General features: G+C 41.2%; 12 protein-coding genes. 4 read left to right on the top strand and 8 right to left on the bottom strand.

Annotation, left to right across the window (positions count from 1 at the left end):
- Positions 1-14: 14 nt before the first annotated feature.
- The 4 genes from F1E73_RS08380 to F1E73_RS08365 form a co-directional block, all read right to left on the bottom strand.
- A complete protein-coding gene (locus F1E73_RS08380) occupies positions 15-2765 on the bottom strand; it encodes a PD-(D/E)XK nuclease family protein (RefSeq protein ID WP_150451656.1) in 2751 nt (916 codons plus the stop codon).
- 196 nt (positions 2766-2961) lie between these two features.
- The gene (locus F1E73_RS08375; protein ID WP_086475695.1) at positions 2962-4323 is read right to left on the bottom strand and encodes an OmpA family protein; all 1362 of its coding nucleotides are present in this window, start codon (positions 4321-4323) and stop codon (positions 2962-2964) included.
- Positions 4324-4436: 113 nt separating this feature from the next.
- Positions 4437-5630: a glycine C-acetyltransferase gene (gene kbl, locus F1E73_RS08370; RefSeq protein WP_086475696.1), complete on the bottom strand. Its 1194-nt coding sequence runs from the start codon at positions 5628-5630 to the stop codon at positions 4437-4439.
- Positions 5631-5638: 8 nt separating this feature from the next.
- On the bottom strand, positions 5639-8764 hold the full coding sequence (locus F1E73_RS08365; RefSeq protein WP_150451655.1) for a UvrD-helicase domain-containing protein: 3126 nt from the start codon (positions 8762-8764) through the stop codon (positions 5639-5641).
- Positions 8765-8882: 118 nt separating this feature from the next.
- Here F1E73_RS08365 and F1E73_RS08360 point away from each other — a divergent pair, with 118 nt between their 5' ends.
- A complete protein-coding gene (locus F1E73_RS08360) occupies positions 8883-9491 on the top strand; it encodes a superoxide dismutase (protein ID WP_150451654.1) in 609 nt (202 codons plus the stop codon).
- A gap of 825 nt (positions 9492-10316) precedes the next feature.
- Here the strand turns inward: F1E73_RS08360 and F1E73_RS08355 are convergent.
- The 4 genes from F1E73_RS08355 to purN form a co-directional block, all read right to left on the bottom strand.
- Entirely contained in the window at positions 10317-12215 is a 1899-nt protein-coding gene (locus F1E73_RS08355) for an amidophosphoribosyltransferase (protein ID WP_086475700.1), read from the bottom strand.
- Positions 12216-12258: 43 nt separating this feature from the next.
- Positions 12259-13185 (bottom strand): PfkB family carbohydrate kinase, encoded by a 927-nt coding sequence (locus tag F1E73_RS08350; RefSeq protein WP_150451653.1) that lies wholly within the window; start codon positions 13183-13185, stop codon positions 12259-12261.
- Positions 13186-13526: 341 nt separating this feature from the next.
- Positions 13527-14162, bottom strand: coding sequence for a ribonuclease H1 domain-containing protein (locus tag F1E73_RS08345; RefSeq protein WP_086475702.1), 636 nt, complete (start codon positions 14160-14162; stop codon positions 13527-13529).
- A complete protein-coding gene (gene purN / locus F1E73_RS08340) occupies positions 14162-14731 on the bottom strand; it encodes a phosphoribosylglycinamide formyltransferase (RefSeq protein WP_150451652.1) in 570 nt (189 codons plus the stop codon). Before purN ends, F1E73_RS08345 begins: the two co-directional genes overlap by 1 nt.
- A gap of 160 nt (positions 14732-14891) precedes the next feature.
- Between purN and F1E73_RS08335 the strand changes: the two genes are divergently transcribed.
- The 3 genes from F1E73_RS08335 (at position 14892) to rnc (ending at position 17236) form a co-directional block, all read left to right on the top strand.
- The gene (locus tag F1E73_RS08335) at positions 14892-15125 is read left to right on the top strand and encodes an acyl carrier protein (RefSeq protein WP_008269813.1); all 234 of its coding nucleotides are present in this window, start codon (positions 14892-14894) and stop codon (positions 15123-15125) included.
- 111 nt (positions 15126-15236) lie between these two features.
- On the top strand, positions 15237-16487 hold the full coding sequence (fabF, locus tag F1E73_RS08330; RefSeq protein ID WP_086475704.1) for a beta-ketoacyl-ACP synthase II: 1251 nt from the start codon (positions 15237-15239) through the stop codon (positions 16485-16487).
- 11 nt (positions 16488-16498) lie between these two features.
- Positions 16499-17236, top strand: coding sequence for a ribonuclease III (rnc, locus tag F1E73_RS08325; protein ID WP_086475705.1), 738 nt, complete (start codon positions 16499-16501; stop codon positions 17234-17236).
- The last annotated feature ends 12 nt before the right edge of the window (positions 17237-17248 follow it).

Here is a 17248-nt window from a genome sequence, read left to right as displayed (position 1 = left end):
AGATAAAAAGTAAGTTACACCTCTTTTTCGGTCAGGGGAATATCCGGATTGCAAATTTCGGATATCAGTTGATTTAAAACAGTGGTAAAAAGGGCGATAGTTTCTTGGGTAATTTGTTTATCCTTGGTTCTACTGCCCTTTTTCTCTTTGGTGGCAAAGCTTAAAACTCCCGATTTCAGGTTTTTAAAGGATATAATTCCAGCCTCTAAAGAGGGTGTTGGTGTGCTATGATTATACATTAGAGCATAGCATAGGAGTTGAAAGCACTTACTGTATTTATAATCTTCAATAATTGGGTCCCATGCTATCAGTTCCACATCTCCCTGCATAACCTTACCCGTTTTATAATCGATTATTCTAGGTTGGCCATCCTTTTCGTCTATACGATCTAATTTTCCCTTTAAAACAATGGGAAAATCGATCCCAGGTATTTCCAGTTCCATCCTTAGATTTATTTCAATCCCTATAACCCTAATTTCATGCTTTTTTACAGCCTCTATTTCCATGGCCAAAAAATTGGAAATATATCGGAGAACTACCTCATAGGCAATAAGATTTATCCCCTTGGAGATATCCCCTTCAGCAAAACTCTTGTTAAAGTGGTATAGCACGGTGGTTTTTACCTTCCCTTGCATGTCTTGGACCATAGCTTCCGTTAGTACTTGGTTGAGGTAGGGCTTATAGAGATCTTCTAGGCTGTCATGAACAATGGTTCCAAAGGTATTGCTCGCAACGGTTTCCTCCACTTCTATAGTTTCGTTTATCCCTAAGAGGTTTCGCTTATAAAAATCTATAGGATTCCGTACATAGTTGGTCAACGAGGTTGGAGAAAAGCCATTTTCCGCATGTTTTTTTATCAACTCCATAAGGCCGGTATCTTTATGTACGATTTGCAGGGTTTTGGGAGTCGATTGTATTTCTGGAGCGGCGATGCTTTCCTTTATCTGGGATATTTTATTTTCGTCTGTGAGTAATTGGGTCAGTAACCTGCTCTTTTCCCCTCCTTCCAATACATCGGGTTCGGTATTGTAGACTAGGTAAATATTCTTCGCTCTTTGTAATAGTCGATAAAAATGATACGTATATACGGCGTCTTTCTCCTTGTAGGTTGGGAGCTGATAATACTTTTTTAAGTCGAAAGGAATAAAGGAGTTATTAGATTTTCCCGATGGAAGGATACCCTCGTTCACTGAGGTCAGGATAACGGTCTCAAAATCTAAGGCCCTACTTTCTAACATTCCCATTATTTGCAGGCCTTCCAATGGTTCTCCCTGGAAATCTAGCGTCTCGGTCCTCAGCAATTCCCTATAAAGACTTTCCAAGGATTTTAGGTCGTTTATAAACGCATAGGTGGCCACCATTTCCTGAAGCTGGTTAAAGAGGGAGTAAAACTTGTAGAGGTATTCTAGCCCTAAGTTATCCTTTGTCTTTAAAAATTTTTCCTTGAGACTTAATACTACTTTCTGGCAGTTAATTAAAAATTGTGCTGCGCTTTGCTGTTTCTCTAAAAAGAATAGGTCTAAGAGCAGCTGAATTTCCGGGGTGTCCAAAACTAGGTTTTTGGGACTTACAAAGGCCCAGTTGTTCTTCTTAATCGTGTCTGCCAAAAGGGAGGCATGGTTCTTATTATGGTGTGTAAAGAGTAGCTGTACATAAGGATGCGAAAGAAAATCCAATACTTGCTGAAAGTACCAGCCTGCCCCATCCTTTTTTAAATGTAAATCCAGGTACTGGGAGAACATGCTAGCCAGGGGTGTACTGCTTAAGGGGTATCCCATGGTGATGTTTACGGTATCTATTTCCTGTGGAATAGAGTTGAGCAGCGGGTTTAGGAGATTTTCATCTCCCAGGACAATGGCGGTATTCTTTAGGTTGGCCGCATTTTTCTGTTTTAATTGTAATAGGAGGTTGCCCACGTATTTGGTCTGGGAAACATTTTTTGGTACCCCTATAATATGGATGTTTTTATGATGGGAGTAATAATTGGTGAGGCCTTTTAGTGGGTTGTGCTGTAACCAGGGCCAGTTCTTTTTATGCTGTCTAATAAAGTAGCCGGCATCGTGCACGGGATCATTTAAGAAATAAGGGTCTATATCCCACAGTATCTCGGCTTTTCCTTTGGATAGTAACTCCTGTATAATATGGGACTCTGCCGTGTTCAGCGCATTAAAACCTGCAAATACATGGGTCGTTTCTGGTCTGTTTTCCAAGTATTGTGGCAATTCTTCACAGGCAGTGCGGTAAATAAGTCCTTGATGCCCTATATGTTTGTCTTTAAGTAATTTATTGAAGGTAGTATATAGGGGGTGTAATTGCTTCCAAAATTGAAGGTAATTGGTAATGATCTGGGATCGATCTGCCTGTAGTGACCAATGATTTAGCTCCTGGATGTCCTTTAAGTAGGAGAAAATATCCTGGGCGTCTATGAGGTAGCGATCTATTTCATTAAAGTCCTGAAGTAAGATCTGCCCCCATTTTGCAAATGCGGCAAAGGGTTCCCTATTTTCTTTTTCAACGTTTTGGTAAGCTTCATATAGCGTAAAAAGTTGCTCTGTACTGCTAGCGGTTTCCAATTGGGAGATGTGTGCTACAAAGTTCTCTATGCTATATATTTTTGGCGCAAAGCAGGTTTTATTCGCCGTGTTCGCCAAAGCGGTTTTAAGCACGGTTCCCGCTCTTTTACTGGGAAGTACTACGGTGATGTTGTCTAGGGAGGGGTATGTATCTAGGAGGTGGTCTACTATCTGTTGAATAAAGCTTTTCACAAATGGATATGTTTTGCAATTGATTTACGCCCTAAATATAGGATATAGATTGTAGTTAAGGGCGGACTTGGTAACTTAATGTTTTTGGAAATATGAAGAGGGATTAACAAGGTGGTAGACTAGGTCTTAGCCGGGGTGTAAACGAAAAAAGCTCCGCAATCGCGGAGCTTTTCTTAATATCTATTGGTATTGATGATTACTTCACCAAGTTAATTTCAACTCTTCTGTTTTGAGCTCTACCTTTAGAAGTATTATTAGTAGCTATTGGCTTATCCTCACCGTATCCAATGGCAGATAATCTGAACTCTTCAATTCCTTTGTCTACTAAGAACTCCTTCACAGAAAGGGCTCTAGCTTCAGAAAGTCTTTGGTTTAGAGTCTTGCTACCTACACTGTCTGTGTGTCCTTCTACTGTAAACTTAGCATTTGGATACTCTTTAAGGATAGTAATAATATCTACCATTACAGAAGTAGAGGAAGCTTTGATAGTAGATTTTCCAGTATCAAACAAGATGGTTCTAGCATACTCGTTTAATTGCTTCTGTACTTCTTCAGTAACCTCAGGACAACCTTGGTTGGCTACGGTTCCAGCAACATCTGGACACTTATCGTCTTTGTCTAAAACACCGTCTCCGTCAGTATCTGGCCATGGGCAACCGTTGTTGGCAGCAGGACCAGCCTCGTTAGGACACTCATCATCCTTATCGGCAACACCGTCACCATCAGAATCAGGACAACCGTTTAGAGCGGCAGGACCAGCTTCGTTAGGACAAGCATCATCCTTATCGGCAATACCGTCTCCGTCGCTATCAGGACAACCGTTCATTTCTTTGGAACCAGCTTCGTTAGGACACTCATCATCCTTATCTGGGATACCATCGCCGTCAGAATCTGGACATCCGTTAAACTGAGCTAAACCTGGAATTTCAGGACAAGCATCGTCTTTGTCATAGATACCATCTCCGTCCGTATCTACACCACCAAATTTGATGGCAATACCTGCCATGTGCTGAAAATGAGTGATAGCTGCAGGTCTGCTTGCGGTAGCATAATCCTCAAAAACGTGCTTGTAAGCAGTCTGAAGGGTAAGGCCAATGTTTTCGGTAAACCAAACATTAACTCCAACACCACCATTTAGGGTTCCAGCGCCAATTTCGTCTATCCAAGTATAACCACCACCGATTTCTACGAACGGATCAACCACAGTGTTGCTTAAAAAAGCGTACTTAATGGTTCCGTCTACTGCATAGTGAGATAAATCGTCTACACTAACATCCCCCCATTTATCGATACGGTTCAAGGAACCTCTTGCACCTACGGAGAAACCACTACCTACATATTTCGATACTCCTACGTAAGAGATAGACGGTAGCATATTCCAGTGGTCTGTAGCATTGAAGAACTCATTTCCAAAGCTGCTAACATCCTCTGTTGGGAAAACGTCAATTGCGTTTGCACCGAATGTTATTTGCCAAGGGTTATTATCGTCTTGCGCTTGTATGTTGTTAAAACCTACAAGGAGTAGGGCAACAACTAGTATTCTGCTAAGATGTTTCATGTTAATTGATTTAAGTTTAAGTGATTATTAATTACAAATGTAAGTTGTTAAAGTTTATTAACAAAATCATTTAATTGGTTTTTTTAACTCAATCCGTAGGAGAAAAGCTTCAATTAAATTATTTCCAAACTTTTCCCAACCTCCGTAAATGCTTTAATGGCATGGTCTAGATGTTCCTTTTCATGTGCGGCCGATAGCTGAACACGTATCCTTGCCTTGTCTTGGGGTACTACCGGATAAAAGAATCCAATCACGTATATCCCCTTTTCCAGTAACATTTCTGCCATCTTCTGTGATAACTTGGCATCGTAGAGCATTACCGGAACAATGGCAGAGTCTCCATCTATAATATCAAAGCCGGCCTTCTTGATTCCTTCCTTAAAATAGGCCGTGTTTTCGTCCAGCTTCTTCTTTAAGCTCTGGTCCTTTTCCAAGATGTCGAATACCTTTAATGAGGCCCCCACAATAGCCGGAGCCAAGGAGTTGGAGAACAAATAGGGTCTAGAACGTTGTCTTAGGATTTCTATGATTTCCTTTTTTCCAGTAGTATAACCACCCATGGCGCCACCCATGGCCTTGCCCAGGGTCCCTGTAATGATATCTATCCTGTCCATTACATTCTTTTCTTCTAGGGTGCCCTTTCCGGTCTCCCCAATAAAGCCGGTAGCATGGCACTCATCTATCATTACCATGGCATCGTATTTTTCAGCTAAATCACAAATTTCATCCAGAGGGGCAACCAAGCCGTCCATGGAGAATACCCCGTCCGTCACAATGATCTTGAACCTAGCGTCATCTGCATTGGCCTGTTTTAATTGTGCTTCCAGATCGCCCATATCATTGTTGGCATAGCGATACCGCTTAGCTTTACACAAACGAACCCCGTCTATAATGGAGGCGTGGTTCAGCGAATCGGATATTATGGCATCGGCAGCGGTCAATAGAGGTTCAAAAACGCCTCCATTGGCATCAAAGGCAGCGGCGTACAATATGGTATCCTCGGTGCCGTAGAATTCAGCGATCTTTTTCTCAAGCTTTTTGTGAATGTCCTGGGTTCCGCAAATAAAGCGTACGGACGACATGCCAAATCCGTGAGAGTCCAACGTATCCTTTGCCGCTTGTATTACCTCTGGGTGGGAAGAAAGGCCTAGGTAGTTGTTAGAGCAAAAATTAATAACTTCCTGTCCTGTATCTGTTTTTATCACCGCACCCTGTGGGGTGGTGATTATTCTTTCTTCTTTGTAAAGTCCGGCCTCTTTAATGGCGGCTAATTCGTTCTGTAAATGTTCTTTAATGTTTCCGTACATAACTTTTATTAAATTATAAAGTCTAATATAATATCTTCGTTGATATAAACTAGAATTTTGTTTTCTATTTCATAGCCCATCCCTTCCAATGCTGCTGCATACACATAAAGTTGCTGGTGATAGGCTTCATTTTTCATCCCCGTTTTGTAATCGATGATTGTGGCTTGTTTTCCGTTTAAAACGATACGGTCTGGTCGCAGGATTTTTCCATCCTGAGTAAGGATCTCCTGTTCGTTTCTAATTTCCAAATCCTTGCCATAGTACCTGGATAATTTTGGATGCATCACAATGCCGGTGACCTTTTCCAGTATTTCAGGCTCATCGTCTTGGGATAGCGACCCGTTTTTTACCGCTCCCGTTACGGCAGGTGCAATGTCTTCCTTACCGTTTATTTGGCCCATAATTAGATGGACTAAATTTCCTTTGTTTATGGCCGTTTCCCTAGTGGTGTCCCAAAGTGCTCCCGATTTTGTTAAGATGCGAAATTCAGGGCGGTCCTTATAGCTGTACAGATAGGGGATATTCTCTTGTGAATCCGTAGCATTTTCGTTTCCGTCAGCAGCTTCTAATTCACCAAACTGGTATGTTAGCTTGTTATCCTCCCAAAGCCCTTTTTCTCTTAGGTAGTGGATAAATAGACCAGAGTAATAGTTGGTTTTATGTACATTCTTAGCGTCGAGATCCTTTTTGGAAATGATGTAAAGCCCTTTTTCGGCCCTAGTCAGTGCTACGTACAATAGATTAAAGGCATCTAGCTCCAGTTTGTGTTGTTCTTCCTCGTAAATAGCCTCGGCCATTGCGCCATAGGTAAGTACATCCTTGTTTTTGTTGATTAGAAGTTCTGGGAAACCGTTAAAGGAGTGCTCGGGAACGGGAATCCACAATTTGGGATCTATTTCTTCGTATATATTGGAGTTGGCAAAGGGGAAAATCACAATAGGGAACTCCAATCCCTTAGATTTATGGATGGTCATGATCTGCACGGCATCTACATTTTCTGGGGCCGTAATGCTCAGTGAATCCTTTTTCTTTTCCCAATGCGCCAAAAATACTTGACTGTTGGCGCCTTCCTTTTGTTCTACCTCCTGTACCACATCCAAGAGATAGGTGATATAGGCGTCCGAGCTTTCCGCTAGGTCAAACTTCTTAATGGCCTGCTCCAAGCCATCGTAGACAGAGGATTGCCTTAATTCTTCCAGCTTAAACCCGTATTGGTTCTTCAACAAACTGTCTACCTCCTTAAGATGGGTTTGTATTAACTGGTTTAGGTTTTTTTCATCCTCAAATAAAAAGGAGAGGAGCTCAAATGAGATTTCCAAATCATCGGGTTGTAGGCTGTACCGAAGAAGATTAATCAGAAACCGAACCTTTGGATTGCTGTTTAGTAATAGCGTTTCGGAGGAAATAATGGGGATGTTCTGCTGCATTAGGAAGTCGGCGATAACAATTCCATCTTTTTTCTTCCGCGTTAGGATGCATATATCCTTTAGGGAATACTTCTTTTCCAGAATCTGTTGTAAGCTGTTCCATACAGCCTGGCAATACAATTCGTTTTGGTTTAGGTCTTCCTCATTATTCTCTATAAAGGATAGCTGTACCATGCCATCCTTTTTGCTGTTATACGCTTGTTGGTTGCCCTCTATAAATAATTTATTGTAAGTGCTGTTTTCCAGAAATTCACTGGTACGGGTAAAGAAGTCGTTATTGAATTTTATGACCTCTTCATGACTCCTATAGTTGGCGGGTAGATTGGCTGTTAAAGGGGGATAAACAAATGGGTTTTCGTCTAGGTTAATTAGGTTTAGAAATTGCTCTGCCCTACCACCCCTCCATCGGTAAATGGCCTGCTTGGCGTCGCCTACTAGCATTAGGGATCCAATTTTCCCCAGTGCGTCTTCGCTTTCCAAGGCATTGCCTATCAATGGAGTTAGGTTGTTCCATTGCATTTGGGAGGTGTCTTGAAATTCATCTATAAAATAATGGCGGTACTTTTCCCCGATCCTTTCATAGATAAAAGGTGCTGGTTGATCTTTTATCTCGTTGGATATAAGACTGTTGAAGGAAGAGATTGGAAGTAGGTCTCGCTCTAACTCCAAAGTCTTTATTTCTTGTTGTATAGCGTTTAATACGGTTAGAGGGACTAAGTTTTTGTAGGCGTTCCGCATAAGGGAAGCCGCGGTGTGGTTTTCTTTTATGTGTTGAAAATGTTCGTTGAACTCGGAATGGAGTCCGTCTAAAATAAGCTTGATGTCTTCTGGGCAGGTCTTGGTGTAGAGTGGTTCAGAATCAAAATTTTGTTTCCAGCCCGACTTAAAATCCATCTTTAGGTCGCCCGATGCTATTTTTTGAATGAATTTTGGAAACCAGCCCGATCTAAAGTTTTTGAACTCTAGCCCGTTTCTTTCAATAATGGCTAGGATGTCTTGGGCATCTTTCAATATTTGCTCCTCCAAAACCTTGATGTTTTGGGACAAGGTGGTTTTCAATTTCTGAAAATCGTGAATCTGCTTACCTTCTAGCTTTTTTAGGTGTGGCAAGTGGTTTTCATTAAAGAGCAATTTTCCAACCTTATGTAGATCAAAGCTTATATCCCAGCTTTTGTCCTCATCTATCTTTTCCAGGGCAAAATCTATCATCACCTTGGTGAGCTCCTTATTGCTGCCTGCCTTGTTTATTAATTTGGCAATGGCCTCATCCAACAATCCATCGGTGTCCAAGACCACTTCAAAATTCTGGGGTAGTTTTAGGTCCTTGGCAAAAGTTCTAATGAGGCGATGGGTAAATTTATCGATGGTAGAAACATCAAAAAAAGCATAGTTGTGTAATATCTCCTTAAGGGCCTGTTTCGCTCTTTTTTGTAGAATGGCTACCTCCACATTTAGCTCCTTGGATATGTCCAATAACATATATGGGATCTCGGTTTCCACTCTTGCCCTTCCAAAAATGAAAAGGCTGCCCAGAATACGCTGCTTCATTTCGTTTACCGCCTTGTTGGTAAAAGTGATGGCGAGAATATTCCTATAACTCTTGTTTAAATCGGAGGAAAGGATTATTTTGAGGTATTCTTTGGCAAGGGTATACGTCTTTCCGGAACCGGCGGATGCGTTATAAATTTTGTATGGGGCCTCTTGCACGTCGTTTTAGTCGCAAATTAAGCAATATATGATAGTTCTTAACATATTTTTAGCTGAAAATCTTAAGTAATATCTTATTTTTGGGATAACAACATTAATTTTAAAAAACAATATTATTATGGCTTTTGAATTACCTAAGTTACCTTATGCGTATGACGCATTGGAACCACATATTGATGCTAGGACCATGGAAATTCACCATACCAAGCACCACAATGGATATACTACCAATTTGAACAATGCTATTGAGGGCACCGATATGGCCAATAAGTCCATTGAGGAGCTGTTGAAGAATTTGGATATGTCCAATGCAGCAGTTAGGAACAATGGAGGTGGCTTTTTTAACCACTCTCTATTTTGGGACGTAATGGGACCAAATGGTGGTGGTGAGCCTAAGGGCGAGCTAGCTGATGCTATCAACTCTAGCTTTGGATCTTTCGAATCATTTAAGGATGCTTTCGCTAAGGCGGCAGCCACTAGGTTTGGTTCTGGTTGGGCTTGGTTATGTGTTCATGAGGGAGGTAAGTTGGAAATTTGTTCTACTCCTAACCAAGATAACCCACTAATGCCGGATACTGGCTGTGGAGGATTCCCAATTTTAGGATTGGACGTGTGGGAGCATGCTTATTACTTAAACTATCAAAACAGAAGGCCAGATTATATCAACGCTTTTTTCAATGTAGTTAATTGGGAAAAAGTAGCTGCTTCTTACGCAGATAAAAAGTAATTTATTCCATTGCTTCCCGTTAGCATAGTTTTTTGTTAACGACTTGCATAACATCAAAATCCCGTCTTAATTAGGTTTAAGACGGGATTTTTTTTGAAATAGAAAAGGGTGGGAAACCCCACCCTTTTCTTCCCAAATCTTACCATAGGCTTAAATCTACTCATGCTATGGTGCAACTAAAATAAGAGTATTATGGTACATAACAAAAGAGTTCAAAGACGTCTAAGCTTAATTATAAGCTGTATTCGTATGAATTTTGCTGACTGGGAGGAGTTTTGTGGGCCATTGAATATCCTTCTCTGAGACTGCAAATTTGATGTCAGTCAATGGATTCGGCCTCTAATGGAGTAACAAGAAGGCGCTGTCCATTAAATTAAACTTCTACTTGCTGTGAGAGTGGTAGGGCTTAAAAATAGAGGATGGCATCAATTCGGATAGTGTTAAAATAAAAAGACAGAGCTTATCGCTCTGCCTTTTTCCCCAAATCTTACCATAAACTTAACCTACTTATGCTATGGTACTCCAAACATAAGATTACCAAGGAAAGGGAAAAAAGGTTTTGGATGAATGTCTGCTTAAAAGAGTTGAAATGCATCTTTTGGTAAAAAAGAGGCTGGTATGTGGAGGTGGTAGGGAGAAAATAGTAGAAAATAAAAAAGGCGGGGGAATACCCCGCCCTTTTTGCCCCAAATCTTACCATGAACTTAATTCTACTTATGCTATGGTACTGCTAATTTAATAGCAGTCTGTGCGACATAGGTTAAAACTGCGATAAAAAGTGATTTTTACCGATGAAATTCCCTTTTATCCCATTCTATAAGTCAATTAATAGGCTCTTTCGTTTTTGCCTTCATAAAAGTTTATGAATGCCTTATTTACTACCCTATTACCACCTGGCGTGGGATAATCCCCCGTAAAATACCAGTCTCCTAAATTCTGTGGACAGGCTAGGTGTAAGTTGTCAATAGTCTGGAAGATAATTTCAACCTCTGCCTTAATGTCTGGCGGACTTAATATTTCGCCGATCTTTTCGGATAATTCCTCATCCGTAAAGGGATCGTAAAACTCTTTTACATAGTTGATGATTTTGGCGTCTGGGTTGTTCACTTGATTAACGCACTTTTGATAGATTTCCTCTACTAAATGCATGGTGCCCCGGTCTTTATGCAATTCCAGCGCGGCCCTAAAAGCAACAAAGTCTTCCAGTTTAGCCATATCTATTCCATAGCAGTCGGGATAGCGGATCTGAGGTGCAGACGAAACCACCACAATTTTCTTGGGAGACAAGCGGTCCAATATACCTAAGATACTCTTTTTAAGAGTGGTGCCCCGTACAATACTATCGTCAATAATAACCAGGTTGTCGCCCTTTTTTACAGATCCATAGGAAATGTCATATACATGTGCTACCAGATCGTCCCTACCATTATCTTGGGTAATAAACGTTCTTAGCTTGGCGTCTTTAATAGCCACCTTTTCTATTCTTGGCCGTACTTCTAGAATATCGTGTAATTCCTCTGCCGTAATTTTCCTACCAATAGAAAGAATCTGTTCCTCTTTCTTTTTGTTCATATAATTCTGAGCGGCGATTACCATTCCAAAGAAGGAAGTTTCGGCCGTGTTGGGGATATAAGAGAACACGGTATTTCTTATATCCTCTTTAATGGATTTAAGGATCAAGGGGAACAGTAATTTTCCCAACTCTTTTCTTTCCTGGTAAATTTCCTTATCGCTTCCCCTAGAGAAATAAATACGTTCAAAAGAACACGCCTTACGCTCCGTAGGCTCTACAATCTTTTTGATTTTTACCTTGCCGTTTTTCTTGATGATAATTGCATGTCCAGGAGCTAGCTCCTTAACATCTTCAAAAGCAACGTTAAAAACGGTCTGTATGGCCGGTCTTTCGGAAGCTACTGCGGCTACCTCGTCGTCTATATAGTAATAGGCAGGGCGTATCCCAGCGGGGTCCCTAAGTACAAAAGAGTCGCCATGGCCTAACATTCCGGCCATCGTATAGCCACCGTCAAAGTTCTTTGCAGCCCGCTTTAGAATTTTGGCCACGTTTAACCTTTCGGCAATAATGGGGGAGGCCTCCCTTTTATTAAAGCCCTCCTTTTTAATTTCCTTGTACAATTTGGCAACCGCATCATCCAAAAAGTGACCAATCTTTTCCATAACGGTTACGGTATCGGCCTTTTCTTTAGGATGTTGGCCTATTTGAATCAGGTTGTCAAAAAGCTCATTAACATTGGTCATGTTAAAGTTTCCGGCAACAATAAGATTCCTGTGCATCCAGTTGTTCTGTCTTAGAAAGGGATGTACACTTTCTATACTGTTTTTGCCAAAGGTCCCGTAGCGAACGTGCCCTAAAAGCACCTCTCCAATATACGGAATGTAGCGTTTTTGCTTGGCTACATCATCAGCGTATTCTGGGTTTTCCTTTAGGCTGGTGTTGATGCGGTCGTTGATCTGCGCAAAAATATCCTGTATGGGTTGCTTGTCTATGGATCGTACCCGACTCATATACCTTTCGCCAACCTCCATGTCTAACTTTATGCTGGCAAATCCAGCTCCATCCTGACCCCGGTTGTGCTGTTTTTCCATCATTAGGTACATCTTATTTACTCCGTAAAAGGCAGTACCGTATTTTTCTTTGTAATACTCCAATGGCTTTAGCAACCTTATTAGGGAAACTCCACACTCGTGCTTAATGGCGTCGCTCATTTATTCTGGAATTAAAAATGCCTTGAAAGTTCAAGGCATGCGATTATTGTAATTCTATATCAAATTGGGTCAATTCCCTAAATTGGATCAACCTGTTGTTTACTTCTTCTTTGTCTAAATTTGTCATGCGTTCGGTTCCAAATTTCTCCACGCAGAACGAGGCGAGGTTAGATCCGTGGATAACGGCGCGTTTAAGACTGCTGAAATTAGCATTCTTATACTCGGCCAAATATCCGGTAAAACCACCGGCAAAGGTGTCGCCCGCTCCAGTAGGGTCAAAAACCTCCTCTAGGGGAAGTGCAGGGGCAAAAAACACTTTGGATCCCTGGAATAACAGGGCACCGTGCTCTCCTTTTTTGATGACAACGAATTTTGGACCCATTTCCTGAATCTTTTCAGCTGCCTTTACCAAAGAATATTCTCCAGTAAGCTGCCTGGCTTCTTCGTCGTTTATGGTGATAACGTCTATATGCTTAATAACTTCCATTAATTCGTCCAAAGCATGGTCCATCCAAAAATTCATGGTATCCAATACTATTAGCTTTGGTCGTTCTTCCATCTGATTAATTACACTTAATTGTGTGCTAGGGTGCAAATTGCCCAGCATCACTACGTCTGCATCCTTAAAATTTTCTGGAACTATAGGTTCAAAATCGGCCAATACATTAAGTTCGGTAGACAAGGTGTCCCTAGAGTTTAGGTCGTTGTGGTATTTACCGCTCCAAAAAAAGGTTTTTCCGCCTTTTACTACTTGTAGGCCCGTAATATCTATGTTCTTGCTAGAAAGTAAGTCTAAATATTCTTGGGGGAAATCTTCACCAACCACTGAGACGATGGCCGATTTCAGATTAAATTGGGAGGCTGCCAGTCCTATAAAGGTTGCTGCCCCACCAAGAATTTTGTCTGTTTTCCCAAAAGGGGTCTCAATAGCATCAAAGGCAACAGTGCCTACAATTAATAGTTTGCCCATTAAGTCTTAAAATTTGTGCAAAGATAGGATATTGAAATACCAATGCAATAGGGTTGGAAATCAATTTTTAAATATTTTGAATTTACTATACGAGCTAGCGTGAACATTTTTCTGCGGTTGTTTTGCATGTTTATATTGGTTTTGGTACGGGCGACGTCGCCTATCTTTCGAAATAGGTAGGCTGGCCTGACTGAATAGGCTGACACGCAGTAGCTGTCTTAATTGGCAGGATTTGTGAATTTGTAGCGCCTATGCTAGCGCGAGCATCATTTTGCTTGTGCTAAATATGAAATTGCGGAATCTTAGAGGAGAGCTACCTTTTAGTAAGCTTCTATTACCTTTTACTTCCTCCCAAAATCGGCAGGAATCTCTCCCCAGGCCTTGGTTTCCCATTTTACAATTACCGTAGTATAGGTATTGGTCTGTAGCCAGTTCTCTGCTCGCCTAACCAGTTCGTAGACGTCTTTGTTTTTAGTAGATTCCGTTAGCTTGGAGTTGCATTTCTTTTTGCGCACCCAGCTCATGGCCGTTCTAGAATCCGTATAGATAATCCTATTGCTATTGTGCCGTTTCAAATACGCGAGTCCGTGTACCAGCGCTAAAAACTCCCCAATATTATTGGTGCCCTGTTTAAAGGGGCCTTGCCTAAAGAGCTCTTTTTTGGTCTTGGTATCCACCCCACGGTATTCCATGATGCCGGGATTGCCACTAGAAGCGGCATCCACGGAAATGGAATGGTAATTGGGGGCGCCTATTTTTGAAAGTTCTTGTGGGGTCAAACCCTGGGTTTTGGTGTTTTTGCCCTTGTAGTCCTCGTAATTTCCATTAAAGGCTTTTTGGGCGGCCTCGCGGGTGGGAAACGACTTGTATTGGGCGCCCTTATAATTATTGATGGCTGCTTTACATTCTTTCCAGCTTTCGTAAATGCCGGGCTTTAATCCCTTCCAAACTGTATAGAATTTATTGTTTTTGGCCATTATAATTCCCTTATAATTTTGTGGATCGCTTTAGGGAAGTGTTCGTATTCCAGTTGGTGTACCTTTTCTGCAATGGTCTCCGGAGTGTCTGTAGCATCCAGAGATACACTTTCCTGGGCGATGATAGCGCCCTCATCGTAATTTTCATTGACATAATGTATGGTAATCCCTGTCTCCGTCTCCTTGTTTTCTTTCACGGCTTGGTGCACATGCATGCCGTACATTCCCTTGCCCCCATACTTTGGCAATAGAGCGGGGTGGATATTTACAATTTTGTTGGGGAAATTTTGAATGAGGTTTTCAGGAATTTTCCATAGAAACCCAGCTAAAACTATTAGATCTGGATTTAAAGATCTAAGAACATCCAATACGCAATCCGATTTGTAAAAGGAAGTCCTGTTAAAATAAAGGGCGCTAATATGTAGGCGATTGCATCGCTCAAAAACCATGGCCTTTCTATTGTTGGAGAGCACACATTTAACCTGGACCTCGGTACTGTCCTTAAAGTATTCGATGATGTTTTCTACATTGGAACCAGATCCGGAAGCAAAAAGTACAATTGTTTTCATTAGGTGTTAAGGGCTAGAAATCGGAAAAAATTTTGGGTAAAAGTACTACTCTTGTACTTAAATTTATTAAATTAGGTTACATTTTAAGGACAAATGGTGGTATTAATCTAAAGTTTTTTATTTTTGCCAATCAATTTAAATTTTTAAAACCGATATTATTATGTCAGACATTGCATCAAGAGTAAAAGCTATCATCGTAGATAAGTTAGGTGTTGACGAGAACGAAGTGGTAACCGAAGCTAGCTTTACCAACGACTTAGGCGCGGATTCATTGGATACTGTTGAGTTGATAATGGAATTCGAAAAGGAATTTGATATCCAGATTCCGGATGATCAAGCAGAGAATATTGCTACAGTTGGTCAAGCTATAAGTTATATAGAAGAAGCCAAGTAATTTTATGAATTCTTGAACAAGTTTCAAAATTATCCATGTGGTAAGGACGCTGCATGGATAATTTTTTTTAATTTACGCATTACTTATTAGGATAAACAAAAATCTGTTTCAATGCAATTAAAGCGAGTTGTGGTTACTGGTCTTGGAGCTTTAACGCCCATAGGCAATAATATAGAGGAATACTGGGAGGGTCTTAAGAACGGAAAAAGCGGCTCTGCACCTATTACCTACTACGATACTGAGAAGTTTAAGGTGAAATTTGCGTGCGAGCTAAAAGGGTATAAAACCGAAGATTATTTTGATAGGAAAGAAGGACGTAAACTGGATAGGTTTGCGCAATATGCCCTTATAGCTTCGGATGAGGCCATAAAGGATTCTGGTTTGGATTTGGATAAGATAGACAAGTTTAGGACTGGAGTAATCTGGGGAGCAGGAATTGGCGGCTTGGAAACTTTTCAAAACGAAGTCATGGATTTTGCGAAGGGAGATGGGACCCCACGGTTCAACCCATTCTTCATTCCTAAGATGATTGCAGATATTGCTCCAGGGAATATTTCCATTAAGCATGGATTTATGGGGCCCAATTATACAACCGTCTCAGCATGTGCCTCTGCGGCCAATGCTATTATAGACGCGTTAAATACGATTCGTTTGGGGACTTGTGATGTCGTGGTAACCGGTGGTAGTGAAGCTGCTGTGACCATTGCAGGTATGGGTGGTTTTGGAGCCATGCATGCACTTTCTACAAGAAACGATGAACCCGAAACAGCTTCTAGGCCATTTGATGCCACTAGGGACGGATTTGTTCTTGGTGAAGGAGCCGGAGCTTTAATACTAGAAGAATACGAGCATGCCAAAGCAAGGGGTGCCAAAATATACGCCGAAGTAGTGGGTGGAGGATTGTCTAGTGATGCTTATCACATGACTGCACCACATCCCGAAGGAACAGGTGTGATTCGGGTAATGGAAAACTGTCTAAGGGATGCCGGATTAAAACCGGAAGACGTGGATGCTATTAACACCCACGGTACGTCTACACCCCTTGGGGATGTGGCAGAACTAAAGGCCATTACCGAGGTATTTGGAGATCATGCCCCAAATATCAATATCAACTCTACAAAATCCATGACCGGACATTTGTTGGGTGCTGCAGGGGCTGTAGAAGCCATTGCTTCCATCTTGGCGATGGAACACAGTTTGGTGCCGCCTACTATCAACCACACTACGGTAGATGATAAGATAGATCCAAAACTTAATCTAACGCTTAACAAAGCGCAGGAAAGGGAAGTAAATGTTGCTTTGAGCAATACCTTTGGATTTGGTGGACACAATGCGTGTGTTATTTTCAAAAAAATTAGTTAAGTCATCAGGTTATGAACTTTCCTTCCAATTTATTTTATTCCCATTCCAAAAAGGATGGGAATTTTTTTTTGGGAATGAAGAATATTTTGGGTTTTAAGCCCAAAAACCTGGAAATTTATCAAAAAGCCTTCGTTCATCGGTCTGCCAATTGGCGAGATGATGATGGTAACCCCGTTAACTATGAGCGCTTGGAGTTTTTGGGAGATGCGATGCTAGGAACCATTATCTCCAAGCATTTGTATACCAAAGTGCCCCAGGGCGATGAGGGGTACCTTACCAAAATGAGGTCTAAGATTGTAAGTAGGGAGCACCTCAATGAATTGGGAAAAGACCTGCAGCTTATCGATTTTGTGGAAAGTAAAATCCCGAAATCGCGTTTTGGGGATAATATCCACGGTAATGTTTTTGAAGCGCTGGTGGGCGCTATTTACTTGGATAGGGGATATAAATATTGTGAAAAATTTATTGCCGAACGGGTGATTGCGCCCTACGTAGATATTGAGCAGTTAGAGGGGAAGGTGATCAGTTATAAAAGTCTGGTGATCGAGTGGTGCCAAAAGCAAAAAAAATCCTTTAACTTTGAAATATATGAGGATACGGGCAACGATACCGTTAAACATTTCGCTGTAAAGTTGAAGATAGATAGTAAGGTGGTGGCAAAGGCAAGGGCTACCTCTAAGAAGAAAGCAGAAGAGCGAGCTGCCAAAAGAGCTTACTTTGCCTTACAAGACAAAATGAAAAATTCTTAGGTGAAAATATGG

Origin of the sequence: Arenibacter lacus (assembly GCF_008711145.1) — a bacterium.
GTDB lineage: Bacteria > Bacteroidota > Bacteroidia > Flavobacteriales > Flavobacteriaceae > Arenibacter > Arenibacter amylolyticus.
This window is presented reverse-complemented; position numbering and strand designations above follow the sequence as displayed.